The organism is Kocuria salina (assembly GCF_013368965.1).
Lineage (GTDB): Bacteria > Actinomycetota > Actinomycetes > Actinomycetales > Micrococcaceae > Kocuria > Kocuria rosea.
This window is the reverse complement of sequence record NZ_SSSF01000009.1, coordinates 104,055-129,967: the sequence shown is the minus strand read 5'-3', so window position 1 is coordinate 129,967 and position 25,913 is coordinate 104,055. Positions and strand designations below refer to the sequence as shown.

27 protein-coding genes are annotated in these 25,913 nt (G+C 71.5%); 15 read left to right on the top strand and 12 right to left on the bottom strand.

The window, feature by feature from the left end; all coding sequences use genetic code 11:
- Nucleotides 1-110: 110 nt before the first annotated feature.
- The 3 genes from E7Z53_RS16520 (at nt 111) to E7Z53_RS16510 (ending at nt 2,085) form a co-directional block, all read left to right on the top strand.
- Nucleotides 111-935, top strand: a complete 825-nt coding sequence (locus tag E7Z53_RS16520; RefSeq protein ID WP_176338235.1) for a sugar phosphate isomerase/epimerase family protein — start codon at nt 111-113, stop codon at nt 933-935.
- A 30-nt stretch (nt 936-965) separates the two neighbouring features.
- Nucleotides 966-1,739, top strand: coding sequence for an SDR family NAD(P)-dependent oxidoreductase (locus E7Z53_RS16515; RefSeq protein ID WP_176338234.1), 774 nt, complete (start codon nt 966-968; stop codon nt 1,737-1,739).
- Nucleotides 1,740-1,815: 76 nt separating this feature from the next.
- Complete coding sequence (locus E7Z53_RS16510) at nt 1,816-2,085, top strand: hypothetical protein (RefSeq protein WP_176338233.1); 270 nt, start codon at nt 1,816-1,818, stop codon at nt 2,083-2,085.
- Nucleotides 2,086-2,193: 108 nt separating this feature from the next.
- On the opposite strand, the gene E7Z53_RS16505 is transcribed toward E7Z53_RS16510, so the two are convergent.
- Together E7Z53_RS16505 and E7Z53_RS16500 are read right to left on the bottom strand one after the other, a co-directional pair.
- On the bottom strand, nt 2,194-3,225 hold the full coding sequence (locus E7Z53_RS16505; RefSeq protein ID WP_017832225.1) for a transketolase family protein: 1,032 nt from the start codon (nt 3,223-3,225) through the stop codon (nt 2,194-2,196).
- Complete coding sequence (locus tag E7Z53_RS16500; protein ID WP_017832226.1) at nt 3,222-4,085, bottom strand: transketolase; 864 nt, start codon at nt 4,083-4,085, stop codon at nt 3,222-3,224. Before E7Z53_RS16500 ends, E7Z53_RS16505 begins: the two co-directional genes overlap by 4 nt.
- A 386-nt stretch (nt 4,086-4,471) precedes the next feature.
- Between E7Z53_RS16500 and E7Z53_RS16495 the strand changes: the two genes are divergently transcribed.
- The 3 genes from E7Z53_RS16495 to E7Z53_RS16485 all read left to right on the top strand — a co-directional run bounded on the left by E7Z53_RS16495 (nt 4,472) and on the right by E7Z53_RS16485 (nt 8,354).
- Nucleotides 4,472-5,131, top strand: coding sequence for a GntR family transcriptional regulator (locus E7Z53_RS16495; protein WP_017832227.1), 660 nt, complete (start codon nt 4,472-4,474; stop codon nt 5,129-5,131).
- An 884-nt stretch (nt 5,132-6,015) separates the two neighbouring features.
- Nucleotides 6,016-7,443 (top strand): GntP family permease, encoded by a 1,428-nt coding sequence (locus tag E7Z53_RS16490; protein ID WP_017832228.1) that lies wholly within the window; start codon nt 6,016-6,018, stop codon nt 7,441-7,443.
- Between the two features lie 35 nt (nt 7,444-7,478).
- The gene (locus E7Z53_RS16485) at nt 7,479-8,354 is read left to right on the top strand and encodes an NAD(P)-dependent oxidoreductase (protein WP_017832229.1); all 876 of its coding nucleotides are present in this window, start codon (nt 7,479-7,481) and stop codon (nt 8,352-8,354) included.
- A gap of 156 nt (nt 8,355-8,510) precedes the next feature.
- Here the strand turns inward: E7Z53_RS16485 and E7Z53_RS16480 are convergent, their stop codons facing one another.
- Nucleotides 8,511-9,632, bottom strand: a complete 1,122-nt coding sequence (locus E7Z53_RS16480) for an MFS transporter (RefSeq protein ID WP_237740411.1) — start codon at nt 9,630-9,632, stop codon at nt 8,511-8,513.
- A gap of 312 nt (nt 9,633-9,944) precedes the next feature.
- Between E7Z53_RS16480 and E7Z53_RS16475 the strand changes: the two genes are divergently transcribed.
- The 3 genes from E7Z53_RS16475 to E7Z53_RS16465 all read left to right on the top strand — a co-directional run bounded on the left by E7Z53_RS16475 (nt 9,945) and on the right by E7Z53_RS16465 (nt 11,839).
- The gene (locus E7Z53_RS16475; protein WP_426119464.1) at nt 9,945-10,493 is read left to right on the top strand and encodes a B3/B4 domain-containing protein; all 549 of its coding nucleotides are present in this window, start codon (nt 9,945-9,947) and stop codon (nt 10,491-10,493) included.
- 71 nt (nt 10,494-10,564) lie between these two features.
- Complete coding sequence (locus E7Z53_RS16470; protein WP_017832233.1) at nt 10,565-11,464, top strand: dihydrodipicolinate synthase family protein; 900 nt, start codon at nt 10,565-10,567, stop codon at nt 11,462-11,464.
- Nucleotides 11,465-11,533: 69 nt separating this feature from the next.
- A complete protein-coding gene (locus E7Z53_RS16465) occupies nt 11,534-11,839 on the top strand; it encodes a hypothetical protein (RefSeq protein ID WP_017832234.1) in 306 nt (101 codons plus the stop codon).
- Between the two features lie 120 nt (nt 11,840-11,959).
- On the opposite strand, the gene E7Z53_RS16460 is transcribed toward E7Z53_RS16465, so the two are convergent.
- Nucleotides 11,960-12,319 carry a PadR family transcriptional regulator gene (locus E7Z53_RS16460; RefSeq protein WP_043738533.1) on the bottom strand — a complete coding sequence of 120 codons (360 nt, stop codon included), beginning with the start codon at nt 12,317-12,319 and terminating at the stop codon, nt 11,960-11,962.
- A complete protein-coding gene (locus tag E7Z53_RS16455) occupies nt 12,316-13,257 on the bottom strand; it encodes a hypothetical protein (protein WP_255219632.1) in 942 nt (313 codons plus the stop codon). The genes E7Z53_RS16460 and E7Z53_RS16455 overlap by 4 nt, the downstream gene beginning before the upstream one ends.
- 417 nt (nt 13,258-13,674) lie before the next feature.
- Between E7Z53_RS16455 and E7Z53_RS16450 the strand changes: the two genes are divergently transcribed.
- Nucleotides 13,675-13,959, top strand: a complete 285-nt coding sequence (locus E7Z53_RS16450; RefSeq protein ID WP_176338232.1) for a hypothetical protein — start codon at nt 13,675-13,677, stop codon at nt 13,957-13,959.
- Between the two features lie 135 nt (nt 13,960-14,094).
- Complete coding sequence (locus E7Z53_RS16445) at nt 14,095-14,532, top strand: VOC family protein (protein WP_115163568.1); 438 nt, start codon at nt 14,095-14,097, stop codon at nt 14,530-14,532.
- A 122-nt stretch (nt 14,533-14,654) separates the two neighbouring features.
- Here the strand turns inward: E7Z53_RS16445 and E7Z53_RS16440 are convergent, their stop codons facing one another.
- Nucleotides 14,655-17,192 carry a PEP/pyruvate-binding domain-containing protein gene (locus E7Z53_RS16440; RefSeq protein ID WP_176338231.1) on the bottom strand — a complete coding sequence of 846 codons (2,538 nt, stop codon included), beginning with the start codon at nt 17,190-17,192 and terminating at the stop codon, nt 14,655-14,657.
- Between the two features lie 238 nt (nt 17,193-17,430).
- Nucleotides 17,431-18,123 (bottom strand): LysE family translocator, encoded by a 693-nt coding sequence (locus E7Z53_RS16435; RefSeq protein WP_176338230.1) that lies wholly within the window; start codon nt 18,121-18,123, stop codon nt 17,431-17,433.
- A 112-nt stretch (nt 18,124-18,235) separates the two neighbouring features.
- Here E7Z53_RS16435 and E7Z53_RS16430 point away from each other — a divergent pair, with 112 nt between their 5' ends.
- A complete protein-coding gene (locus E7Z53_RS16430; RefSeq protein ID WP_035928597.1) occupies nt 18,236-19,156 on the top strand; it encodes a LysR family transcriptional regulator in 921 nt (306 codons plus the stop codon).
- Between the two features lie 74 nt (nt 19,157-19,230).
- On the opposite strand, the gene E7Z53_RS16425 is transcribed toward E7Z53_RS16430, so the two are convergent.
- The 5 genes from E7Z53_RS16425 to E7Z53_RS16405 all read right to left on the bottom strand — a co-directional run bounded on the left by E7Z53_RS16425 (nt 19,231) and on the right by E7Z53_RS16405 (nt 22,303).
- Nucleotides 19,231-19,617 carry an MmcQ/YjbR family DNA-binding protein gene (locus tag E7Z53_RS16425; protein WP_369598007.1) on the bottom strand — a complete coding sequence of 129 codons (387 nt, stop codon included), beginning with the start codon at nt 19,615-19,617 and terminating at the stop codon, nt 19,231-19,233.
- A 7-nt stretch (nt 19,618-19,624) separates the two neighbouring features.
- The gene (locus tag E7Z53_RS16420; protein WP_035928595.1) at nt 19,625-20,200 is read right to left on the bottom strand and encodes a dihydrofolate reductase family protein; all 576 of its coding nucleotides are present in this window, start codon (nt 20,198-20,200) and stop codon (nt 19,625-19,627) included.
- 82 nt (nt 20,201-20,282) lie between these two features.
- A complete protein-coding gene (locus E7Z53_RS16415; protein ID WP_035928593.1) occupies nt 20,283-20,612 on the bottom strand; it encodes a hypothetical protein in 330 nt (109 codons plus the stop codon).
- A gap of 294 nt (nt 20,613-20,906) precedes the next feature.
- On the bottom strand, nt 20,907-21,398 hold the full coding sequence (locus E7Z53_RS16410) for a beta-class carbonic anhydrase (RefSeq protein ID WP_109222673.1): 492 nt from the start codon (nt 21,396-21,398) through the stop codon (nt 20,907-20,909).
- A gap of 209 nt (nt 21,399-21,607) precedes the next feature.
- On the bottom strand, nt 21,608-22,303 hold the full coding sequence (locus E7Z53_RS16405) for a hypothetical protein (protein ID WP_176338229.1): 696 nt from the start codon (nt 22,301-22,303) through the stop codon (nt 21,608-21,610).
- A gap of 225 nt (nt 22,304-22,528) precedes the next feature.
- Here E7Z53_RS16405 and E7Z53_RS16400 point away from each other — a divergent pair, with 225 nt between their 5' ends.
- From E7Z53_RS16400 to E7Z53_RS16390, 3 genes are all read left to right on the top strand, one after another.
- Nucleotides 22,529-23,224, top strand: coding sequence for a FadR/GntR family transcriptional regulator (locus E7Z53_RS16400; RefSeq protein ID WP_176338228.1), 696 nt, complete (start codon nt 22,529-22,531; stop codon nt 23,222-23,224).
- A gap of 171 nt (nt 23,225-23,395) precedes the next feature.
- Nucleotides 23,396-24,394, top strand: coding sequence for an asparaginase (locus E7Z53_RS16395; protein ID WP_176338227.1), 999 nt, complete (start codon nt 23,396-23,398; stop codon nt 24,392-24,394).
- Nucleotides 24,395-24,503: 109 nt separating this feature from the next.
- Entirely contained in the window at nt 24,504-25,907 is a 1,404-nt protein-coding gene (locus E7Z53_RS16390) for an aspartate ammonia-lyase (RefSeq protein WP_176338226.1), read from the top strand.
- Nucleotides 25,908-25,913: the final 6 nt, after the last annotated feature.

Below are 25,913 nucleotides of genomic sequence, written 5' to 3'. Positions count from 1 at the left end.
AACTTGTGAAGGTGCAATCGAGTCATGGATGTTGACTGTCAACAGTTAGCCGCAGTAGCGTGATGCACGGCACACCATCTTTGATGGCTTAGAGCAAGGATCCGCACCACATGTTCTCCTCCCGATTGGGCTGTTCGTCCATCAGCTTCCGGCACCAACCGCTGCCCACCGCACTGGGTGCCATTGATGCCCTGGGCTTTGCGGAGATCGATCTGGGTGCTCTGCCCGGGGTCTGCGATCACGTCCCTTACGTGCTCGACGCGGTCGCCGTCGAACAGGTTGCCGCCGATGTGCAGAACTCGGGGCTGCGCGTGCGCTCGGTCAACGGGGACGTCGGCGATCTCAACGCGGGGCTGGACGAGCGCCGGCGTGCGGACCGCGCCGAGCACCTGGAAATGCTCCTGGAGCTCACGGCCGCTGTCGGCGCCGAAGCCCTCGTCCTGCCCTGTGGTGCGCTGGACCACGAGCCGGTCCGCTCCCTCGAAGAGGACATCCGCACGGTGGCCGGGGAGCTGGCCTGCGCGTCCCGGCGGGCCGCGGCGGCCGGCGTCGAGCTGTGGTGCGAGTCGTTGCACTTCTTCCGGCTGTGCTGGAACGAGGACCGCGCCCGTCGGCTGGCGGACGAGCTCGAGGGCACCGGCGTGGGTATGGTCATGGACTTCAGCCACATCGTCGCTTCCGGCGGGGATCCGGTGCGCTTCGTGGAGACCTTCGCCGAGCGGATCACCCACGTGCACCTGCGCGACGCCACCGCGGGCAACATCCACCTGAGCATCGGCAACGGCGAAGCCGACTTCGCCGCCGGACTGAAGGCCCTGGAACGTATCGGCTACACCGGGCACTTCTCGCTCGAGCTCGAGACCCGCGACGTCACCCACGAGCAGCGCCCGGCGGCCACCCGCTTGGCCGCCGAGTACATCTCCTCCCTGTTGTAAGACCCGTCCTCACCTATCCCTAGGAGCACCATGTCGACCACCCAGCGCACCGCCGTCATCACCGGAGCCACCTCCGAGAAGGGAATCGGAGTCACCACCGCCCGTCGTTTCGCCCGTGAAGGATGGGCGGTGGTGATCCTCGACCTCGACGGCGAGAAGTCGGCCCGGGTCGCCCAGGACATCGGGCAGGAGTGCGGTGTGCCGGCCTTCGGCCACGCGGTCGATGTCGCCGACGAGGCCTCGGTGGCCGCCGCCCGTGACGCGGTGGCCGCCGAGGTCGCCGCCGGCACCCTGCCGCCTGTGGGGGCGGTGGTGAACATCGCCGGGATCACCTCCCCGGTGCCGTTCCTGGAGACCACTCTGGAGCTGTGGCACAAGGTCATGGACGTCAATGCCACCGGCACTTACCTGGTCACCAAGGCGTTCCTGCCGGAGATGATCGAGGCAGGCTGGGGCAGGGTCGTGAACATGTCCTCCGTGTCCGCCCAGCGCGGCGGCGGAGTCTTCGGGAAGGTCCCCTACTCCGCGGCCAAGGCCGCCATCCTCGGCTTCACCAAGGCGCTGGCCCGTGAACTGGGCACGACCGGCGTCACGGTCAACGCCGTGACTCCCGGGGCGGTGGACACCAACATCCGTGTCGGCAGCACCGACGAGCAGGAGGCCGCCATCGCGGCCGGCATCCCGGTGGGGCGCACGGCCACCACCGAGGAGATCGCCGCGTCCATCACCTTCCTCGCCTCCGAGGACTCCTCCTACCTCACCGGGGTGACCCTGGACATCAACGGCGGAAGCCACATGCACTGACACGGTTCATTCGCTTCGTGTCCGCCGCCTCCCCGCACCCGCGGGGAGGCGGCGGCGCCACATCTCAGGAGACACCATGCACCGTTCTGCCCGTTCTCTTTCCTCCGTTCCCTCCCGTGCCTCGGCGTCGGTGGGGGTGCGGGTCCGCGACCTGGCCGATCTGCGGGCCGGTGACGTCGTCGAGATCCGTCGCTGGGACACGGTGCACCACCGCGGGGTGGTCGACGTGGCCTGCCCTCGGCTGGGCGTGCTGTGGATCGTGGACGGTCCCTTGCGCGATCGGACGCTGGTGCATGCCGCCGAGTGCTCCATCTGGAGGGTGCGGCAACGGGCGTGCGCCTCGTGAGGCCTCGGGCTTCGGCTCGACGACGGTGCGACGGCGAACAGCAGTGAGGGGCGGACGGAGATTCTCCGTCCGCCCCTCACTGCTGTGTCTCGGTGTTCGGTGCTGTGCTCAGTCCACGCGCTCGGTGTGACGGGGGTGGAGCAGCGTCCTGACCTTCTCGGCGATCTTGGTCGTGGAGACCCCGTAGCGGTCGTTGAGGGTGGGCAGGGCGCCGGCGTCGAGGAACTCGTCGGGCAGCCCGATGGGGGTGATCTGCCGCAGGACGCCGTCGCGGACGGCGGTGTGGGCGACCGCGTCGAAGAGGCCTCCGATGACGGTGTGGTTCTCGCAGGTGAGCACCAGCCGGTCCTTGGCGAGCTCGGCCAGGATGGTGGCCTCGTCGAGGGGCTTGAGGGTGGGCACGTGCAGCACGGCGACGTCCACCTTGTCGGCCTCCAGGGCCTTGGCGGCTTCCAGGGCGCGTTCGGTCATCAGGCCGGTGGAGATCAGCAGGACCTCGGCCCCGTCGCGGATCAGCTTGGCCTTGCCGAGCTCGAAGGTGTAGTCGTACTCGTCGAGCACCCGCGGGACCTTCCCGCGCAGGATCCGCATGTAGGTGGGTCCGTCGTGGGCGGCCAGCTGGGCGACGGCCTGCTCGATGTCCACCGCATCGCAGGGGTCCACGATCGTGAGGTTGGGCATTCCCCGCAGGATCGCCACGTCCTCGGTGGCCTGGTGGGAGGGCCCGTAGCCGGTGGTGAGCCCGGGCAGGGCGCAGACCATGTTCACGTTGAGGTTCGCCTCGGCGATGTCCAGGCACAGGAAGTCGTAGGCCCGGCGCGTCGCGAACACGGAGTAGGTGGAGGCGAAGGGCACGAAGCCCTCCATCGCCAGCCCGGCGGCGGCCCCGAGCAGGGCCTGCTCGGCCATGCCGACCTGGTAGAACCGGTCGGGCATCGCGTCGCGCAGGATGTGCAGGTCGGTGTACTTGGCCAGATCGGCCGACAGGCCCACGACCCGGTCGTCGCGTTCGGCGAGCTCCACCAGGGCGTGGCCCAGGGGAGCGGCGGTGGTCCGCTGCCCTTCCCGGGCCAGGGAGGCGCTCATCGCGTCCGAGGTCAGCCGCTTCTTCTGGGTGGCGGTGTTCGGGGTGGTGTTCATGCCTGGGACGACTCCTTCAGTCGGTCGTGGGCCTTCTGCCACTCGTCGGCGGCGACGGTCATGAAGTGCAGCTTCTCGCGGTTCTCCAGGAAGTCCACGCCCTTGCCGAGCTTGGTGTTGGCGATCAGGCACCGCGGCTGGTTCGCCTCGATGGTCCGCAGTTCTTCCAGGGCGGTCAGGACGGCGGCGACGTCGTTGCCGTCGACCCGGCGGGTGATCCAGCCGAAGGCCTCGAACTTGCCCTCGATCGGCTCCATGCCGAGCATGTCCTGGCTCTTGCCGTCGGCCTGCTGGTCGTTGAAGTCCACGATCGCGATCAAGTTGTCGAGCTCGTGGTGGGCGGCCACGGCGGCGGCCTCCCAGGTGGAGCCCTCGTTGAGCTCTCCGTCGGAGAGGATGTTGTAGACGAACGCCGGGTTGTTCTTGCGCTTGAGCCCCAGGGCCACGCCGTTGGCGACCACCAGGCCGTGGCCCAGGGACCCCCCGGAGATCTCCACCCCCGGCGTGTAGGACGCCATCGCCGACATCGGCAGCCGGGAGTCGTCGGTCGCGTAGGTCTCCAGCTCCTCCAGCGGCAGGAACTTCGCCTCGGCCAGGGCGGCGTACAGGGCGATGGCGTAGTGGCCGATCGAGAGCAGGCACCGGTCCCGGCCCTCCCACTCCGGGTCCTCCGGGCGCAGGTTCAGCTGGTCGGCGTAGAGCACCGCCAGGACGTCGGCGATGTCCAGGGCCTGGCCGATGTAGCCCTGCCCCTGCACCTCGCCCTGGATCAGTGCGTTGGTCCGGATGCGGAAGGCCGCCTCCTTGATCCGGGTCAGACGCTCGGGCTCGACCGGAGCGATATCAGTCGTTGGCTGCATGGGTTTCCCCTCATGTGGTGGTGGTCGGATCAGCCGGTCGCGCGATACGGCGTCCTGGTGGCCGCGGAACTGGTGCCTGTCGACACGGTCTGTGGTTGGCATCACAGTACGCCGTTCAACTGTTAACAGTCAACAGAAAAGATGACATCTTGATCCTCCCGTAGAAGTGCCGCCCCCGCACATCCGGCCCGGTCAACGGTTAACCGGGCCCGTATGATCGAGGGGTGAGTCGCAGTCACTGTGCGGCGGTACGTTCATGGCACTGAGGTCGTCAGCGGAGCCGACCGGGCCGACACTTCCGGGGTTCCGTTCAACGCGCGGCAGGAGGCGGCGGTGCCCCCGCCGCGTCCGACCAGTCCACCTCCAGCTTCCGAAGGATGACCACGATGACCTCTCAGACAGCGGCCCTGGCCGGACTGGCCAAGGTGAACCTGCGCCAGCAGGCTCTGACGGCGCTGCGTCGGGCCATCACCACCGGCGAGCTGCCCCCGGGCACCCACCTGGTGGAGACGGAGCTGTCCGAGCAGCTGCAGATCAGCCGGGGCACCCTGCGTGAGGCCATGCGCCAGCTCCAGCAGGAGGGGCTGATCGCCGCCGGAGCCCGTGGCCGGCTGTCCGTGCGCAGTCTGGATGCCAAGGAGATCGTCGACATCTTCGCCGTCCGGGCGGCCCTCGAGTCCCTGGCCGTGCGCACGCTCAGCCGAGCGGAGCATCGCGATGCGGCCGTGGCCACACTGCGTGACGCGGTGCGGGCCATGGATGAAGCCGTCGGCCACACGTTGGAGGAGCGGATCGAGGCGGACCTGAACTTCCACCGAACGCTGTGCCGCCTCACGGACAACGCCATGCTCCTGCACTCGTGGCAGGCCCTGGAGGGGTCGATCCGGATGTCGTTCATGTGGGCCGGCATGGACCGGGCCGTGGGCAACATGCGCGTGGACCGGCACACCGCCATCGTCGATGTCATCGCTGCCGGGGACGCCCCGGCAGCCGCCGACTACATGCTCTCCCACATGGACGAAGCCGCGGCCAACCTCGTCTCCTGAGCACCGGCTGTCGAGGTGCCGCCTCCGGCCGATCGCCTCGGACTCGCAGGCCCGGGCACTGCGATGCCCAGCCGGGGGCCGACGGCCCGGAACCGGATGACGTCTCGCCGAAACTGAGCTGACCGGTCGACGCGAGCCCCTCTGTCCACGGGGGCGGTCGGACGAGCCCGGACGGATCCGCACCAGCACCCCGCGAACTGCGCCATGTCATCCCCCCGCGCGGCATATTGCGGGTCGGAGACATCGCACGGCTCCGTATGCCGTCCGCAACTCGCCCGGCTGTCAGCCCTTCTGACCCAGGGAGCTGGTGCTCCAGCCCGTCGTGGACCCTGACGGTGGGCCTGCCAGACCCATCGGCCGACTTCGGCCTGTCCGCCCTGTCCAGCGGGCCACGGCTGTGCTGCCGGTCTTCGCCCGGTTGCGGCTCTGGCTGCGGCTCCCGCCTGCGCCGGGGAACCGATGGGCTTCTTGGGCGGCATCATGCGGAGGTTTGCCGGAGGGGCCGCCCCCCGCAACCGGAGAAGCCCGTCACCAGGGCTGGATGGACCTATCCCATCTCGTCGATCAATCATTGCGTCTCGTGTGTGCTCTGTGCCACACTTCCAGCAACAGCAGTTGACTGTTAACAGTCAACTGAAGTCGTGGTCAGTGGTGAGCCGGCCGAGGACAGACATGCATCCGCCCGAGCCCGTGCCGGGAACCGCCGCTCTCGGGTGGTAGGACCGGTCGGGTCAGGCGGCGGTGTTTCGGTGCAGTGAAGCCCGATCACCGGTCGCTGCGGCATGCCACGGCCCTGCTCGCCTCCGTCATGCGGAGCACCGCCCGTGTGACCCGACCACCATCCGCTTGCCGGTCCGTCCGGCGTCATCCACAGAGGAGCAGACATGGACACGCTCGTCCTGGTCCATCTCGCCATCTCGGTCATCGGCATCGTCCTGATGATCGTCTGGGCGAAGATCAACCCCGTCGTCGCACTCGTCGTCGGCGCACTGTACCTGGGCGTCGCCGCCGGGCTCGGCTTCACCGAATCAGTGGCCGCCGTCAATGCCGGCTTCGGGGCGCTGATGGCCGAAGTGGGCCTGATCATCGGCTTCGGCGTCATGATCGGCACCACGCTGACGGCCACCGGCACGATGCAGCGTGTCGTCGACGGGCTGCTGAAACTCGTCGGGCCCAAGCGGTCGCCCTACGTCCTGGGACTGACCTCGGGCATCATCTTCCCGTCGATCTACTTCGACGTCGCCCTGGTCATCCTCGCCCCGATCGCCGGTGCCATCGCCAAGCGCACCGGCAAGAGCATCGCCACCCTGGCCGGTTCACTGGCCATCGGCCTCGAGGTCGGGCTGCTCATCGTGGTCCCGGGTGTGGCGGCGATCGCCGTCGCCGGACCACTCGGCGTGGAGATCGGCACCATGCTGATCTGGGGCATCCCCCTGGGCATCTTCTTCATCATCTCCAGCATCTTCGTGCACGACCTGATGATGCGGAAGATCTTCGACCCCGCCACGGACCAGGACCACAGCTTCGACGACTCCATCTTCGGCGAGTCGATCGAGGAGGAACGCGCCCGCCTCGAGACCCAGCGCGAGACGGGCCCCACCACCGTGGGCACCACCGAGGTCGCCGGCACCTCGGCGGGCACCCTGACCGTGACCGCCCCGACCCGGCAGATGCCACTGGTCGTCGCCATGCTCCCCGTGATCGTGCCGATCCTGCTCATCATCCTGGACACCGTCACCGGACTCATCGGCCAGGAAGTCCCCGTCCTCGGCTTCCTCGGCAGCCCCGTCGTCGCCCTGCTCATCGGCCTGCTCATCGGCATCGTCCTGGCGGTCCCCGCCGTGACCCGCGACGGCATCGACGACCTGCTCACGCGGGGCGCTCAGACCTCCGGCTCGATCCTCCTGTTCACCGGCGTGGCCGGGTCCCTGGGCCAGGTGATCACCGAGGTCGGCATCGGCGACATGATGGCCGCCCTTTTCCAGGCCAATGCCGCGATCCCGGTGCTGCTCACCTGGACCGTGGCCGCCGTCCTGCGCATCGCCCAGGGATCGGCCTCGGTGGCCGCGATCACCGCGGCGACCCTGCTCGCCCCGATCATGGGCTCCATCGAGGCCGCGCCGATCCTGATCCTGCTGGCCGCCGGCACCGGCGCCGCGTTCGGCGCCCACGTCACGGACAACACCTTCTGGATCTTCAAGCAGATGCTCGGGTTCACCACCAAGGGCACGTTCAAGATCTACACGCTCGCCCAGTCCACCTTCGCCGTGATCGGCTTGGGCGTGTGCCTGCTGCTCGACCTGTTCATCTGAGTATGCCCTGCCCGTCACGCCCTCAGGAGGCTCCCATGTCACCCGCTCCACCGCCCCGGATCACCTTCATCGGAATCGGAGCCATCGGCCTGCCCATGGCCGAGCAGCTCCTCGGCGCCGGATTCGACGTCACCGGTGTCGACCCGTTCGCCGAGCAGCGGGCGAAGGCCACCGCACGGGGCCTGCGCGCCGAGGAGACCCCGGAATCCGCGGTCGCGGCCGACGTCGTCGTGTGCATGGTGGCCACACCGGAGCAGCTGCGGGCGGCCACCCTGGGCGAGGCAGGGGTGCTCCGGCAGATGCCGGCCGGCAGCGTCCTGGTGGTGATGAGCACCGTCGGCCCCCGTGCGGTGCGTGAGGTGGCCGCCGCGGCCCCACCTGCGGTGAGCGTGCTCGACGTGCCCGTCACCGGCGGGGTCGCCCGGGCGATCACCGGTCAGCTCAGCCTGTTCGCCGCCGGCGACCCCGCCGCGATCGACGACGTGCGGCCGGTCCTCGACGCACTGGGGGCGATCATCGACTGCGGCACGGAGATCGGCCAGGGCCAGGCCTACAAGGCGGTCAACCAGCTGCTGTGCTCGGTGCACATCGTGGCCGCCGCCGAGGCACTCGCCCTCGCGGAGGAGCTCGGACTGGACCCGGAGAGGGTGCTGCCCGCCGTCGCCGGCGGTGCCGGGGGGTCCTGGATGCTCTCCGACCGCGGCCCGCGCATGCTGCAGGGCCTGGACGCCGAGGTGACGAGCACCATCGGCATCTTCGTGAAGGACTCGACCCTGGTGAAGGACATCGCCGACGAGATCGGCTTCGACGCCCCGATGATCAGCGCCGCCCAGGCGAGATACCAGGCCGCCAAGGACGCCGGCTGGGACCGGAAGGACGACTCCCAAGTCATCCAGACCTACCGGCGGTGATCCGCCCGCCCACCCCACCACGTCCAGACGAGCACCATGGGTCGGCGCCCCGGACACGAGGCGGCGAGAGAGATCGCCGCGTGGCCTGCGGCCCGGTCGGCGGCGGACCAACGTTGCAGTAGGGGTTCCTCGTCCGCGCCAGCAGTGTCTGCGGCATCAATTCACCTGCGGCCCGGCGGTGCGACGCCGCAGCGCGAGCGGCAGAGTCAGCAGTGAGATCGCACCCGTGATCAACAACGCGGTGCTGAACGAGGTCCCTGCGGCGATCATGCCCACCAGGACCGACCCGAGACCGGTCCCGATGTCGAAGCCGATGTTCCACACCGCACTGGCCGTACCGTAGTGCGGCCGGCTGACGGCGTGGAAGGTCACGACCAGGGTGAGGTTCTGCAGGCCGCCGTAGCTGATGCCCACCATCGCTGCTCCGATCATCAACATCGGGGCCTCGGTGGCCCGGGGATCGCGGACCGCCCAGGCGATGGTCATCATGCCGGCCGTGGTCAGCAGCACAAGCGGCGCGATGAACCGGCGTGGGCCGTACCTGTCGGACAGTGCGCCGATCCGCCAACGAGTGAGTGCGGCGGCGAGGTTCATCAGCAGCAGCGCCAGGGCGGTCAGCGCGGCACTGCTGCTCATCTGGGCCATGAAGGTGATCAGCGCGCCGCCGGCCAGGGTGACGCCGGTCAGCAGCGCCATCGGAGGGAGGAGGCGCAGGTAGGGCGCCCGCTCATCCTCCTCGTCCCCCTCCGGGACGCCGTCCAGCATCCGGGCCAGACCGATCGCGGGCACGACGGCGACAACGGGCAGGGCTGCCAGGGTGAACACGACCCAGAATCCGAGCTGTTCGGCGATCCAGGGTCCCGCCGACAGGAACAGGATCTGCGGTCCCGCGATCGCCAGGCCGTAGGCACCGATCGCCTTCCCGCGACGCTGTGGCTCCACCAGCTCGGCCACCAGTGCACTGCCGGTCACGGTCAGTACGCCGAATCCGAGCCCGCGCACCGCGGAGAGCACCAGGGTCGGCCCCAGGGCGTCACTGACGCCGTGGGCCAGGGCGGGCAGTCCCAGCAGGAGCATGCCCGCCACGAGGACCGGCGCCCAGCCGAAGCGGCGCAGGGCCCTGGGGACGAACAGCTGGGTGAGTACGGTGAAGAGCATGAGCACGCCGTTGACCAGCCCCGCGCCGGCGGTGTCAGCGCCGCCGTGCACCGCCCACAGTGGCGCGACGGCCAGCAGCGCGGCATATCCCGAGAAGCCCAGGGCGGTCATCGTCAGCATCAGCGGCATCCCCGGCGCCCGCCAGACCGAGTTGTTCACCATCGATCGTGGCCCGTGACGACGGCCCCGTCATCGTGGCGCGCCTCAGCGGGGGCTGTGCGGCGTAGCGGCCCTACGGGTGACTGCTGGTCGCGGACAATGATGATCGACATGATGACGCCAGCCTATGTCCGGCATCCTTCGATCCCTCGACCTGGGGGATCGCGACAGGGCCGGTCGCCAGCACGGGCGCCGGGCCCCAGCGATGCGGCCGGTGAGGCGCTGCTCCAGGAAGCCGAGGCCGCCACCGCCCGTGCCCTGGCCGACCGGCCGGTGGACCAGCTTCCGCACGTGGCCGCGTGGCGGGAGGCCTACCGGGCGTTCGGGGCGAAACCGCAGCGCACGCGCAACAGCCTGGAGGCCCTGACGCGCCGAGCGGCCTCCGGGCTGCCGCGGGTGAACCGGCTGACCGATCTCTACAACGCGGTCTCGGTCCTGCACCAGATCCCACTCGGCGGGGAGGACCTGGCCGGCTACCACGGAGCGCCGCGACTGGTACGCGCCACCGGCCAAGAGCCCTTCGACACGGTGGCCGGCGGTGAACCGGTGATCGAGCACCCCGAACCCGGCGAGCTGGTGTGGTGCGACCAGTCCGGGGTGACCTGCCGCCGCTGGAACTGGCGCCAGGGCCGGCGCACCGCACTGACAGCGGAGACCACCACGGCCCTGTTCATCCTCGACGCGCTGGCGCCCATGACGGACGAGGCCCTGCACGCCGCCGAGGACCTCGCCACCCGCCTGGCCGATCTCGGCCCCGACGTGCGGAGCGCCCGCCGCCTGTTCACTGCCGGCGACCAGCACACCCCAGGGGACCCGTCATGACCCTTCGTCGCCCTTCCCCCACGGCGGTGCCGCCGCGATCCACCATCCGTTCCACCGAAGGAGACAGCACCATGTTCACCGGTTTGAGCGCCTTCCCCCTCACCCCCCTGGCCGACGATGCGGTGGACGAGTCCGCTTACGTGGGCCTGATCCGACGGCTGGCGGCGGCGCAGGTGGACTCCATCACCGCCCTGGGCTCCACCGGCTCCTACGCCTACCTCAGCACCGAGGAACGACGCCGTGTCGCCCACCTGGCCGTCGAGCACGCCGGGGACGTCCCGGTGTTCGTCGGCATCGGTGCCCTGCGCACCTCCCACGTCCTCACCCACCTCGAGCACGCCCAGCAGGCCGGAGCCGCCGCGGTGCTGCTGGCTCCGATGAGCTATCAGCCGCTGACCGACGACGACGTGGTCGGGCTCTTCGACACCGTCACCGCGCACTCCTCGGTGCCGGTGATCGTCTACGACAACCCGGGCACCACCCACGTCACCTTCACCACCGAGCTCTACGGCCGCATCGGGCAGCTGCCCGGTATCGCCTCCCTCAAGATCCCCGGCGTGCCCGCCGACCCCCAGCAGGCCCGGGCGCGGGTGCGCGAGATCCGCGCGGTGCTCCCGGCCCACGTGAGCATCGGCATCTCCGGGGACGCCACGGCCGCCGCCGGACTGACCGCCGGCTGCGACGCCTGGTACTCGGTCCTCGCCGGCACCCTGCCGGCCCCGGCCCTGCGCATCGCCCGGGCCGCCCTGGACGGACGGGCCGAGGAGGCCGCGGCAGCCTCCGACCGGCTGGCACCGCTGTGGGAGCTGTTCGCCGAGTTCGGGAGCCTGCGGGTCGTGGCCGCGTGCGCCGAGCAGCTGGGCCTGGCTCCCAGGGCCTGTCTTCCGCTGCCCCTGCAGGGCCTCGACGAGGGGCAGCGCGATCGGGTGGCCCGGGTGGTCGGCGACCTCGGACTCGACCATCACCGCTGACATCAGGAGCTCCGCAGGGCGGATCGCCGGGGCGCAGCACTGGCGCGACATGTCTTCGCCGCGACCCCGGTGCGCAGCACCGACGGGGGAGCGGCGGACGCCATCGTGCTCGTGGCCCGGGGCGGCGGACTGTCCGGATGGGTGGCGGGACTGTGGGCCTCGGTCACCGCTTCCCACCTGCTCGGACCGTTCATCGCCCGGCGCCTGGACACCGCCCGCGACGGGCGCAAGGTCCTCGCCATCCCGGCCCGGACACTGCGCCTGGTCCTCAGGTGCGGCCCGCTGCGCGGGGCGGCGGACCGCCTCAGGAGCGCCCTCGCCGTCCTCGCTGCCGCCGCCGTTGCCAGCATCGTCGATCGATCCCGCCCGATCTGAATCAGGCCACAGCTCAGGCCGTCCCCTCCGATTCACCTGTGGCCCGCTACCGGTCACTGCCCGCGAGAACGACGTCACCGTTGAGGTTCCGTTCCGGTATGGGCCCAGGCGTTGGCGTGGCTATGTCTTGGTCGGGGGTGCTTGATCGGCAGTAGCGGCTGGGTCGGGGCGGCCGAGGGTTTCGACCGCGGTCATGAAGGCCTCCCACTGCTCGTTCAGTTCGTGGAGCTGTTCATGTCCTGCGGTGGTCAGTTCGTAGACCTTCCGCGCGGGGCCCGGTCCGCTCTGCTCCCACCGTGCGGTGATCGCACCATCGTCTTCGAGCCGTCCGAGGGCGGGATAGAGCTGAGCTCCCTTGATGGGTTGAAGTCCTGCCGAGACGAGCGCCTGGGAGATCCCGTACCCGTGCCGCGGTGCCACCGCGAGCACACGGAGGAGGAGCATCGGCAGGGATGCGCGCTGCCACGCGGGGAGGGTCATTGCCTCGCCCTCCAGGGTCGGTCGCCCCAAGCGGTGCCCAGCACCACGGCCGCGGACAGCACGAACGCCAGCGCGACCGGGATCGTCAGCGCCCCCCAGCTGTGGGCGGTGACGATGAGGGCGGCGATGACCAGGGGTGTGAGCGTGCCGGCGAGTGTGAGGACCCACCAGCGCCGTGTCCGAGCGATCCGATGGGTCGCGGCCAGATCGCGCGCCAGCACCAGCGGGTGCCCGAACTCGGCGTAGGCCGAGGTGCCGGACAGCTCCAGGGCCTGCTCGATCTCGGTGACGTGGTCCCGAACGGATCTGGAGGGCACCAGGCGGGTGCGCAGCCCGCTGGTGAAGCGACGCAGCCACTGCTCGTCGTTCCATTCCTGGCGAAGCACCTGTTGCGGCATCCGCTGGGAGACCGCCAGCAGGACCACCCCGGGGGTGAGCATCGCCGAGGCCAGCAGTACCACGGGGACATCGCGTGCCGCGTAGTGCCCGGATCCCAGGTTTGCCGCGAAGGCGATTCCCGCGACGACGACCGCGCCGAGGACGACAGAGACGCTGATCGTCACCCCCGCTCGGCCGGCAACGAATAGAGCTCGAAGCACCACCCACCCGAGGAAGGCCAGGAGCACACTGGCGGCGACGAGCACATGGGTGATGTCGACGTCGATGGACCACCCGTGGCGCAGGACCATGAGCAGCGCCGCGACAGCGCTGATGCCCGTCAGCCTGCCGCCGATCTCCTGCAGTACCGGCCGCAGCCCTGCGCCGAGGGAAGTTCGTACCTCTTCCTCGACTGTCGCAAGTTCAGCGGCATCTTCCGTGGCCAGTGCCGTGGGATCACCGAAGAGCTCGGCAGCAGAGACCTGGGCCACCCGGACCGCGTCGAGCAGCTCGTGCTCACGTTCCTGGAGCGAGGACTCCGGGACGTGCTTGCCCGTCATCACCGTTCGGTAGCGCGAAGCCCATCCCCGGTCCTGCGCCGACCACTGATCCGCATCCATGCTGGCCACCTTGTATCTAGGTCAAAAACGTATCTACATACAAGCACGAGGCGGCGGTGTTGGCAACGTCCTGCCGGTCGGGTGTGGCGGATGGGTCTGTGGCAGGGCGTGCGCCCGATCTCCACCGACTCCCAGTTCCGCAGCGCCCTACAGTTGATCTAGAGGCGGGGAGCCGGCCACCCAGGTCGCCCGCCATCTGGACATCTCTGGAGCGGCCTTGTACCCCCGGATACTGGGATCGGCCATCTGGATGCCGCTGCGGACGCACGGCACTCCTGCGGGACCATGCCGTCCTGAGGGCCACGCACCGATTCCATCGAATACTCCACCCTCGGTGGAGCAGAGGAGGGACAACTCTTGGTGAAGGCTCCGGTTCGCGAGAAGCGGAAGCGCATCCTGGCGACGATCGCCTGGGCGTCTTTCCCGGTCTCCACCGCGCTGACGCTGATGCTCCTCGATTGGCCGGGCACGGGAGTGGCCAAGCCGCTGTGGACGTTCGCGCTGCCCCCGGTCAGTGGACTGGTGGGTGGCATTGCCGGATTCCGCGCGCAGAAGGAGATTCTGGGGGCTGTGGCTGTCGCCTTCGGTCTGCTCTGCGTTCCGGTGGCGATCTTCGTCGTCGGACTGGTCTACGGGCCCTGACCATGAGCACGATGGCGATCCGCAGCTCGGGTTCCCGACGGGTGCTGCACGGCAGTCGCCGTTGAGGGTCCGTCCTTCGGAACATGAAGACGCGTCGGCAGGACCGGATTGCCGAGGCTCGGTACGATGCACCACATGTCCATCAAGTTCGAGAACGTCGGTATCGCCGTCCGTGACCTCGACGCGGCGATCGCCTTCTTCACCGACCTCGGACTGACCGTCCTGGGCCGGGACACGGTCAGCGGGGAGTGGGCGGACACCGCCGTCGGCCTCGACGGCAACCACGTCAACATCGCCATGCTCCAGACCCCGGACGGCAGCGGTCGCCTCGAGCTCTTCGAGTACATCCACCCGGAGGCGATCGAGACACAGCCCACCCGGCCCCACGAGATCGGGATGCACCGCGTCGCCTTCTCCGTCGACGACATCGACGACGCCCTCGAGATCGCTGCGAGGCACGGCTGTCACCCCCTGCGCGGGGTAGGGACCTACGGGGACGCCTACAAGCTCGCCTATGTCCGCGGCCCCAGCGGCATCATCGTGATGCTCGCCGAGGAACTGCACAGCCACTGACGACGGGTCGATCCGGACGTTGCCAGAGGTTCTCGCCCTGCAGTTCCCAGCCGGCTTCCTCGAGGGGGCCGATCGAGGGGTCCTCGATGCCGGGCACCTGCGCGAACCGTCCTGACATGCGCCTATTCTCCGGGTGCGGCCGGGCCCGGTCGCCCGGCCCGATGTGCTCGTGCGTCCGGGTCGTCCAGGGGCTGCGCACCGCCGGCCGTGCCGTGCATCCGGATCAGACCCGTGGCGCCGTCGATGGTGACCACCTGCCCCTCGGTCAGCAGGGTGGTGGCGTCGGGCACGCAGATGACGGCCGGGATGCCGTACTCGCGGGCCACAGTCGGGCCGTGGGCGATCGTGGAGCCGGTCTCCGTGATGAGTCCGCCGAGGGTCAGGAACAGCGGGGTCCAGCCCGGGTCGGTGGTCGGGGCGACGAGGATGTCACCGGGCTGCAGCCTCGCCTCCGACGGGTGGTGGACGATCCGCACCGGCCCGGTCACGATCCCGGTGGCCGCCGGCTGGCCGACCAGCACGTCCGGCCCGTGCTCAGGCGCGGTGTCGTCGGGCAGGGCCTGGGGGTTCGTGCCGTCGGACAGCAGCAGGCCGGGGACCTGCCGCCGTCGGGCCTCGCGGTGGTGCTCCCTGCGCCGACCGGTCACCACCGCGCGCAGGTCCGCGCCGTGCGAGGCGTCGAGGGCCTCGTCCAGGGTCAGGAACATGATGTCCTCCGGCTGCTCCAGCAGGCCGCGCCCGGTGAGCTCGGCCCCCGCGGCGAGCAGCTGCCGGCGCACCTCGGCCAGCGGGGTCAGCCAGAGGAACTTCGGCAGCTCGCGCAGGCCGGCCAGCTCCCGGCTGCGGCGCAGCATGGACCCGGCAAGGCGGGCCCGCAGCGGCCGGGTGCGCCTGGCGCGTGCTACGAGGTCAGCCAGGGCGGCCTCGGCCTCGACGGCGGCGCGGGCGAACCGGGCCGGCGGGGCCTGGTCCGGGTCGGTCACCTGCAGGTACCCGGCCAGGGCGGCGAACACGGGAGTGGGGTCGTCGGCCCACCGGGGGGAGCCGACGTCGATCTCGGCGCTGCCGCGGATCCCGTACTCCGCCAGGAAGGCCGTCAGGCCGAACTCGGGCAGCTCGCCGCGCGAGAAGCGCGCGGCGAGCTCGTCCGGGGCAGCGCCGACCAGCAGATCGCGGTGCGGGCGGGCGGCCTCGGCCACGGACCAGAGCTTCAGGTCCATCTGGGTGGTGACGTTGTGGGGCATCCCGCGCAGGGTCGCGTTCAGCTCGCCGGGCTGCAGGATGCCGTCCAGCAGCCAGCCGGCCACCCCCTGGGCGATGAGCGCCGCCCACAGGGGCGGCAGGGAGCGCATCATCGGTCCGGTCATCGTCGCGTCCTGCAGCCCGGCGGCGGAACGGACCCTTTCCGCCGTGTCCGCCGGTTCGGTCCGGGGCTGCCGGCGGACCTGTTCGAGTTCGTGGAACGCGCGCTCGCGGGCGGCGGCGGGCCGGGCCAGGGCCCGCAGCGCGCCGAGCAGCGAGGCGGGGACGGTGGCCAGGAGCAGCCGCGCGGTCGCACCGGCGGAGAACACGCGCTGACCGGGACGGGCGGGACGGGGCGCGTAGCGGGGGTCGTCCAGGACGCGCCGCACGCCCCGCGCCACGGCCGGACCGTAGACCTGCACCATCTCGGGGACGCGGGAGTGCAGGCGCGGGCTGCGGACGAGGCCGGTGAGGTCCATGAACAGCCGGCCGCCGATCTCGACGAGGAACGGATCGACCACGGCGTCGTCGACGCCGATGATCTGCAGCCAGCGGCGGGTCGTCTCCCGCAGCACGGACACGCCCATGGGGGTGACCGGGCGCCGCAGGCCCTGCATGTGGCCGACCTCCATGTAGACCCGCGGGTCGCCCTGCACCGGGTCGGTCCCGGCCGGGAGCGGGAAGAGCGTGGTGATGGGCCGGGACTGCAGCAGCCAGAGCGTGCCCTGGGCGTCGTAGGCGAACTCGATGTCCTGCGGGCTGCCGAGGGCGCGCTGCACCCGCTGCCCGGTCGCCTGGAGCTCGCGGAGCTGGTCGGGGGAGAGGCAGCCGTGCTCCTGTGTCCGGGGGAGCGGACCCTGGCCGGGCAGGACGTAGTGGTCGGTGTCCATGGTGCCGTCCACCACGCCGGTGCCCAGCCCCGGGACCGCGTCGATGACGGTCTCCGTGCGGGTGCCGGTCAGCGGGTTGGCCGTGAACATCACCCCGGCGGCCGCCGGGGCGATCATGCGCTGCACGACGACGGCCATCGCGAGGTCGCCGGTCTCCAGCCCCTGACCGGCCCGGTAGGCGACGGCGCGCTCGCCGTGCACGGAGTCCCAGCACTGCCGGATGGCCTCGAGCAGTGCGTCCCCGCCCTCGACGTCGAGGACGGTGTCCTGCTGGCCCGCGAAGCTGGCGTCCGGCAGGTCCTCGGCCGTGGCGCTGGAGCGGACGGCGACGGGACCACCGCCGAGGTGCTCGTAGGCCGTCAGCACCGCCCGCTCGGGGACGGCGCCCGAGCGGTAGGCCTCGGTGGTCAGGCAGAACCCGTCCGGCACGCGCTCGCCCGCGGACAGGAGGGCTCCGAGACCGACGGCCTTGCCCCCGACGAGCGCGGTGGTCGCCGAGGTGATGTGGGCCAGGTCGATCACGTCCATGGATGCCTCTCTGGTGCCCCGGGGCCGACGGGAGGTGCGGAACGGGCAGCGCCATGGGGCGTCCGGTGGCCCGTTCACAGCCGATGATCCGGTCGGCCGGTCGGCAGGTCAACCTCCCCGTGCCGTGAGGAACCAGCGTGACGGCGCGGCGGTGCCGGTGGTCGACACGGACCGGTTCGGCCGACGTGGCCCGTGCCTCCACCCCGGTCGTTCCGGCCGGCCGCGCGGGGGAGTCCGCTCAGATCCAGGTGGTGAGCACGGGGACGGTGGTCATCAGGCCCAGCGCCACGAAGACCGCCCCGGAGGTGAGCTCGATCCTGCGGGCCACGGTGGGACGGTTGAGCCAGGTGCCGGCGGTGTGGGTGGCCAGGGCCACGAGGAGCAGGTAGACCCCGATGGTGGCCGCCACCGTCCCGCCCATCACCACCACGACGAACAGCGCCCCGGCCCCGGGCGGGGTGAACTGGGGCAGCAGGGCCAGGAAGAACAGCCCGGTCTTCGGGTTGGTGAGGCAGCACACCAGCCCTGCGGCGAACGCCGATCGCGCCCTCGGCTCGGAGGGCTCCCGGCGGTCCGGGGCGGCGGTGACGGTCGACCCCGCGGTCCGTGCCAGGCCGACGGTCATCGGCACGGCGGCGGCCGGGGCGGGAGCGTGGGCGGTGATCGCCCGGTAGCCCAGGTAGAACAGGTAGGCGCCCCCGAGGATCCGCAGAGCCTGGAAGGCGGCCGGGGAGCTGTCCAGGAAGGCGGCCACGCCCACCGCGACCAGCCCCGCCCAGGCGAAGACCCCCACCGCGGACCCGGCGGCGGCCAGCATCCCGGCCCGGCGCTGCCGCAGGGCGTAGCCCAGGGTCAGGACGGTGTCGGGTCCCGGGGTGAGGGCCAGGACCACGGCCACGCCCAGCAGGGCCAGATAGCTCGAGGTGTCCACGGCAGCTCCTTGTCGGTCAGTGGTCCGCAGACCTCTACCGTGCCACCGCGTCACCCTTCAGCACCAGCAATGATTTCCGTGGCATTGGCAGGTGAAAGCGTACGATCATGGCATGCTCGATCCGCACCGGCTCACCATCCTGCGCGCGGTCATCGCCGCCGGCTCGATCCACGCCGCCGCCCGGAACCTCCACCTGGCCCCGGCCACCGTCAGCCAGCACCTCCGCGCCCTGGCCCGGCAGACCGGGCTGGTGCTGTTCGAGAAGAGCGGCCGGGGCATCGAGGCCACCCCGGCCGCCCGGCACCTGTGCGAGGCCAGCGCGGAGACCCTCAGCAGCCTGGAACGCCTCGAGCGCACCGTGGAGGATCTGCGGCAGGGCCGGGCCGAGCAGATCGCCGTCGCCTGCTTCGCGTCCCTGGCCCAGGCCTGGATGCCCGGGGTGGTGCTCGCCCTGCGCGCTCGGTCCCCGGACGTGGTGGTGGAAATCAGCATCAACGAGCTGCACTCCACCGGAGGCCGCCGGGCCCCCGACGTCGACGTGCGCAACGAGTCCCTCGACGGGCCCCTCGTCCACCTGGAGGGATACCAGCGCCATGCCCTGCACGAGGAGGACTTCTGCGTGGTGCTGCCGGTCGACCACCCGCTGGCCGCACGCCCCGCGGTGACGATGGCCCAGCTGCGCGACGAGCCCTGGATCGACCACGACATCCACGACGGCCCCACCGGGCGCATCATCACCCGCGCCTGTCACGCCGCCGGCTACACCCCGCACTACGTCGCCCGTCTCGACGACCACCATGCGGCCACCAGCCTCGCCGCGGCCGGGCTGGGCATCACGGTGCTGCCCCGGATCGCGCTCGCCGGGCTGCCGGCGGCTCTCACCTCGAGGCCGCTGGTCGACCCGGCCGTGCACCGGCGCATCGTCGCCCACACCCGCACCCACCCCACCCGGGCGCGGCTGATCCACACGGCCCTGACGGCGCTGCGCGAAGCCGCTCGACGGAGCCGCCCGGCACCACCGGACGAGCACTGACTCCGCGACCGCTCGGACGGACCCCGTGCTCGCATCGCGCCCCCGACGCCGGACGCGGACGGCAGGACGCCCGCTCAGGGCTGTGCTCCGGTGCGCGTGTGGCGCACCACCGGGCGCTTGGCCCGGGGGAGTCCTTCGACGACGAGCTCGTAGGCGTTCAGCACCAGCTCCTCGACGAGGTCCGGGGTGATCCCCGGGCCGGCGGCGAGGGAGATCCAGTGCTGCTTGTTCATGTGGTAGCCGGGGGTGATCGTGGGGAACTCCTGGCGCAGCGCCATCGCGTGCGGGGGCTCGCACTTGAGCGTCACGATCGGCTTCCCGGGTGCTTCCGTGGTCATCAGGAAGATCTTGCCCACGACCTTGAACACCTCGTGGTCCGGGCCGAAGGGGCAGGTGTGCGTCACGGCCGGCAGTCCGGCGGCCGCCTCCATGGCGATCTGCTGAAGTCTCGTCCCGTCCACGCCGCTGCTATCCGCGGGACCGGGGGTGGCGGACCTCGTAGCCGACCTGGACCATGCCGTTGTCGAAGCGGCGCTCCCGGAGGAGGCGCAGCTCCAGGGACAGCCCGTCGGGGAAGACCGGGGTGCCGCCGCCCACCGCGACCGGGCACAGCAGGAGCTCGACCACGTCGACCAGCCCCAGCCGCAGGGCGCTGCCGGCCAGGGTCGGGCCCTCGATCGTGAGGTCGCCGGACGCCTCGGACCTCGCGCGCTCGAGAGCCGCGGCGGTGAACTCCCGCTCGAGCCGGGTGCGCTCGGTCCAGGTCCGGCCGAGGGAGGAGGAGAAGACGATCTTCTCGGCGCGCTTCCAGGTCTCCGCGAAGCGCGCCGACTCCGGGGACCACGTCGCCGCGGACGGGTCGGTCTCCCAGACGGCCATGGTCTCGTACATGCGCCGCCCGTAGAGATAGGTGCTGACCGGTGCCAGGTCCGTGGTCAGGGCGGCGACGACGGCCTCGTCGGGCACGGCCCAGGAGAAGCTGCCCTGCTCGTCCGAGTTGTAGCCGTCCAGCGAGGAGGCGACGGAGTAGATCACTTTCCCCATGCCCCCACTCAACCCGCCGGAGCTGCCCGGGCACAAGAGGGGCAGCGGATCCGAGGTCCGTCGTGCGTCCAGCGGCGGGTCGTCAGCCGTGCCCGTCCCGGTCCTCGCCGCGGCGGGACGCCTCCGCCCGCGCGGCAGCACGCACGTGCGGGTCGGCGGCGTTGTCGGCCGCGTGGCGACGGTCGGCGGCGCTCAGGTGGTCGCTGCCGAGCGCGGCAGCCGCCACGTCGACGTCGCTGTGGTGCAGGGCGATGTCGAGCAGCTCCGCCGTGTCCGTCAGCTCCTCGACGCCGTCGGCGGTCCAGGCCTGGACCCGGCGTCGGTGGTCGGCCTCCTTCTGCGCCAGCTGCCGCATCAGCTCACCCGTGTTGATGACAGAGGTGATGGGCTGGGAGTCGTCGTGCTTCGTCACCGTGTCCTCCTGGGGGTCCGTCCGTGGTCGTTCCATTCATAGCCCACGACGCCGTCCCCTGTGGGGAACCGGCCGTCCCCGGAGACGGAAAGCAGCCCCGCGGGCCCGGGTCCGCCGCGTCGCGGAGCTCTGGGCTGCGGCTTCTGCGAGATCAGCCGCTCCCGCGTGTCGCGCCCTGGCCCGGCGATCTCCCGCCGCCGCGTCACGGTCGCCCACTGATCGCCGGACCCCGAACAGGGTCCCTCCGCCCGCTCCGGGTGGCGGGGCCCTCGGGGTGGGAGGACGGTGCAGGAGTCAGCGGACTTCGCGGAGGGAGCCGTCGGTGACGTCGTAGACGAAGCCCCGCACGCTGTCCCGGTGCGGGACGAAGGGGTTCTCGGTGATCCGCGCCATGGACCGGCGGACGTCGTCGTCGGGATCGGTGAAGGACTCCGGTGACCACGGCGGGCGCATCCCGGTGTCGGCCTCGATCTGTGCCGTGAAGGCGTCGTCGGTGAAGGTGAGCATGCCGCAGTCGGTGTGGTGGATGAGGATGATCTCCCGGGTGCCCAGCAGTCGCTGGCTGATGACCAGGGACCGGATCTCGTCGTCGGTGATCACCCCGCCCGCGTTGCGGATGACGTGGGCGTCGCCCTCGCTCAGCCCCAGCAGTCCGTAGGGGTTGAGCCGGGCGTCCATGCAGGCCACCACGGCCACCGGCAGGGCCGGGGGCATGGGCAGATCGCCCTTGGTGAAGGCGGCGGCGTAGGCCTCGGCGTGGTGCAGGAGGTCGTCGGTGGCGCTCATGGCGGGTCCTTTCCTCGAAGGGTGCGGCGGACCGCGTCCCGGGGGCCGGCTTCGGTCCCCGGTGTCCCCGGGCGCTGCGGTCCGACCCGTCCGGAGCCGCCCGGTCCGCTCCTCACCCTAGGACCGGGCGTCGCCCGTGCACACCCCTCCCGTGGTCATCGTTCGCGACGCGGAGGCCGGTTCCGGGGCCCGGCGCTGCGACCGGCTCCTCACTCCGGACCGCCCCGCAGCACGTCCACGTGCACGTGGTCGAGGTGGCGCAGGATCTCGTTGCCGGGCTCGGGCGCGTCGTAGTCCCGCCACCGCCCCCGCGAGCTGTGCGCGCTCCAGAAGCGGTCGTCGAAGATGACGTACTGGACGTCCAGGTCCTCGGCGTGCGCGACCAGCCAGTGGGCCAGCAGCCACCCCTCGCGCCGGTTCTCCTCGGTCACGGGGCGGAAGAAGACGTCGACGGCGCGGCCGTCGTAGTGCGTCGACTCCTCGCCGTGCCCCTGGCCGACGCCGCCGGGGGCGAACCCGCCCAGACTCTGCTCTCCGAACACCTCGGTCATCGCTGCGCGCACCCGCTCGGCGCGCGGGGTCAGGCCGGTTGCGGTCAGCTGCTGCTGCGGCAGGTCGTCGGCCGCTGAGCCCCGGCAGCTCAGGCTCGCGCCGGCGTCCTCGGGTGGTCCGTCGGCCAGGCGCCGCAGCACCGCCGGGTCGAGGCCGGAGGTGTCCGGGGCCTCCACCCCGCGGGCGGCGAGCGCCACCGCGGTCGTGGCCCGCTTCGCCTCCTCGCGGTCGAGCCCGACCGCTCCGTCCGCGGTCTCGACGACGCACTCGGCACCCCAGGTCAGCCGGCCGTCCCCGGCGCGCAGGCCGCTGAGCAGGCCGGGCCCGAGGAGCACCAGTGCTCCCGCCAGCATCCCGAGCGCGAGAAGCAGGGCGAGGAGTGAGCGCAGGGGGCGGCTCCGGTCCCGGTGCGCGGTGCCGGCGGTTCTGGCGGCGATGATGCACCTGCTTCCGCTCGGGGTCTGGGGATGCCTGCTCCAGCACAGCAGGCGGACCTGGCGAGAACCTGCACGAGATGTGCAGGAAACCGGCTCGGGACCCCTTGACAGTCCGGTGTGATCCGTATCATGCTGGACGACATGAGCCTGTCAGGCAGCCGGACAGCCGGACAGCCGGTGGAGCGCTTCAGTGCGGCGGAGGCCGTCTTCAAGGACCTGCTCGCGCAGATCCGGGAGGGGCGCCTCGCCGTGGGGGAGAAACTCCCCTCGGAGGCCGCGCTGGCCCAGGGGTACGGCGTGAGCCGGTCCGTGATCCGCGAGGCGCTGCGCTCCTGCGCGGCGCTGGGCCTGACCGTCAGCCGCACCGGCAAGGGGACGTTCGTCGTCTCCCAGCGGGTGGCCGAGGACCTGGCCCTGGGCGCGTACTCGGCCCGGGACCTGCACGAGGCCCGGCCGCACATCGAGGTCCCCGCGGCCGGTCTCGCCGCGCGCCGCCGCACCGAGGAGGACGTGCGCTTCCTGCAGGACGTCGTGGCGGCGATGGCGGCCGAGGACGACCCCCAGGCCTGGGTCGAGCTGGACACCAGCTTCCACGCCGCCGTCGCCCGGATCAGCCACAACCGGGTGTTCGAGAAGGTCATCGCCGACATCCGCGAGGCGCTCTTCCACCAGTCCGAGACCCTCAACGTGGTGGCGGCCCGCCAGAAGCGCTCGGACGAGGAGCACCTGCACATCTTCCACGCGATCCGCGACGGCGCGGCCGACGAGGCGGAAGCCGCCATGCAGGACCACCTCGCGGCCGTGCGCGGCGCCCTCGGCGCCATCACCGGCGAGTAGCCTGCCGGCCGTCCCGGCCACTGTTCCGGCCTCCCCGGCCTCCGCTCGAGCAGCCGCGGTCCTCGCCCTGCTCGCCCGTGGTCCTGCCGTCGACCCTGCCCTCCGTTCCGCGCGGGGCGCCCTCCGGCGCGCGCCCCCGCTCGCACCGATCACCTCCATCAAGGACCCAGCATGACCACCACAGCCCTCGGGGCACCCCTGTCCACCGCCCGCCCGCAGCACGTGCCCGTCGCCGAACAGGTCCGCGACGGCGTCGTCGAGAGCGTGCACCACGGCTCGCTCGTGGCCACGGACGCCGCCGGGCGGATCCTGTTCGAGGCCGGAGACGCCCTGGCCCTCTTCTACCCCCGCTCCTCCCTCAAGCCGCTGCAGGCGATGGCCATGCTCCGCGCCGGCCTCGAGCTGTCCGGGCCCCTGCTGGCCCTGGCCGCGGCCAGCCACTCCGGGGCGCCCCGGCACCGCGACGGCGCCCGCCGCATCCTCGCCGGCCACGGCGCGGACGAGACCGCCCTGGAGAACGTGCCCGACCTGCCGTACGGACCCGCCGAACGGGCCGCCGCCCTGCGCGCCGGCGAAGGGCCCACCCGCCTGGCCCAGAACTGCTCCGGCAAGCACGCCGCCATGGTCGCCACCTGCCGGGTCAACGGCTGGCCCGTGGCCGGCTACACCGACCCCGGCCACCCGCTGCAGCTGCTGATCGCCGAGGTCGTGACGGAGCTGACCGGCGAACCGCTGGGGCCCGGCAGCACCGACGGCTGCGGCACCCCCCTGCACGCCGTCACCCTCCGGGGCATGGCCACCGCCTTCGCCCGGCTGGCCTCCGCCGCCCCGGGCACGCCCGAGGCCTGGGTCGCGTCCGCCATGACCGGGCACCCCGAGCAGGTGGCCGGCGAGGGCCGCGACGTCACGGAGCTCATGCGCGGGGTCCCCGGTCTGCTGGCCAAGGACGGCTTCGAGGGCCTGCAGCTCGTGGGCCTGCCGGACGGGCGCGGTCTGGCCGTGAAGATCGCCGACGGCGCCGACCGCGCCCGGATGCCGGTGACCGTGCAGGCCCTGCAGCGGCTCGCGGTGGACCCCGCAGCGCTCGCCGGCCTGGACCGGGTCCCCGTGCTCGGCGGGGGCCGCACCGTGGGGTCGCTGCACGCCGTCGCCCTCGCCGCCGCCCGCTGAGCCGCTGCCCGCTGTCCCCCCGCTCCGAGAGAGACCGCCCGTCGTCCCGCTGACCCACCGTCTTGCTGCCGTCCACCACCCCGTGACACCCGAGAGAACCGAGAGAACCATGACCGCTCCCGCCTTCCGCACCGAGCACGACCTGCTCGGCGACCGCCAGGTCCCCGCCGACGCCTACTGGGGCGTGCAGACCCTGCGCGCCGTGGAGAACTTCCCCATCACCGGCCTGCCCCTGGGCGACCACGCCCACCTGGTGCGGGGCCTGGCGGCCGTGAAGCTCGCCGCCGCCCGCGCCAACCACGAGCTCGGGCTGCTCGACACCGCCCGGGCCGACGCCGTCGTGGCGGCCTGCCAGGAGATCCTGGACGGGCGCCTCCACGAGCAGTTCCGCGTGGACGTGATCCAGGGCGGCGCCGGCACCTCCTCCAACATGAACGCCAACGAGGTGATCGCCAACCGGGCCCTGGAGCTGCTGGGCGCCGGGAAGGGGGAGTACTCCCGGCTGCACCCCAACGACCACGTCAACCTGTCGCAGTCCACCAACGACGCGTACCCCACGGCTGTGAAGATCGCCACGATCACCGGCGTGCAGGAGCTGCTCGCGGCCCTGGAGGTGCTGGAGGACGCCTTCGCGGCGAAGGCCCGCGAGTTCCGCACCGTCGTGAAGATGGGCCGCACCCAGCTGCAGGACGCCGTGCCCATGACCCTGGGCCAGGAGTTCGGCACCTACGCCGTGATGATCCGGGAGGACCGCCAGCGCCTCGCCGAGGCGAGCCTGCTGGTCCACGAGATCAACCTCGGGGCGACGGCGATCGGCACCGGGCTCAACGCCCCGGACGGCTACGCCGCCGCGGCCTGCCGCCACCTGGCCGCCGTGACCGGCCTGCCGCTGGTCACCGCCGTCGACCTCGTGGAGGCCACCCAGGACGTCGGGTCCTTCGTGCACCTGTCCGGGGTGCTCAAGCGGGTGGCCGTGAAGCTGTCCAAGATCTGCAACGACCTGCGGCTGCTCTCCTCCGGGCCCCGGGCCGGGCTGGGCGAGATCACCCTGCCCGCCGTGCAGTCCGGCTCCTCGATCATGCCGGGCAAGATCAACCCGGTGATCCCGGAGGTCGTCAGCCAGGTCGCCTACGAGGTCATCGGCAACGACGTCACGATCACCATGGCCGCCGAGAGCGGACAGCTGCAGCTCAACGCCTTCGAGCCGATCATCGTCCACAGCCTGCACAAGAGCGTCGCCCACCTCCGGGCGGCCTGCACCACGCTCACGGAGCGCTGCGTGCGCGGCATCACCGCCAACGAGGAGCACCTGCGCGCGTCGGTGGAGCACTCCATCGGCCTGGTGACCGCGCTGAACCCTCACCTGGGCTATGCCACGGCCACCGCGATCGCCCAGGAGGCCCTGGTCACGGGCGCCGGCGTCGCGGAGCTGGTGCGCGAGCGCGGTCTGCTGACCGCCGAGGAGCTGGGCCGCATCCTGCGCCCGGAGCGCCTCGCCAACCTCACCGTCTGACCCGTC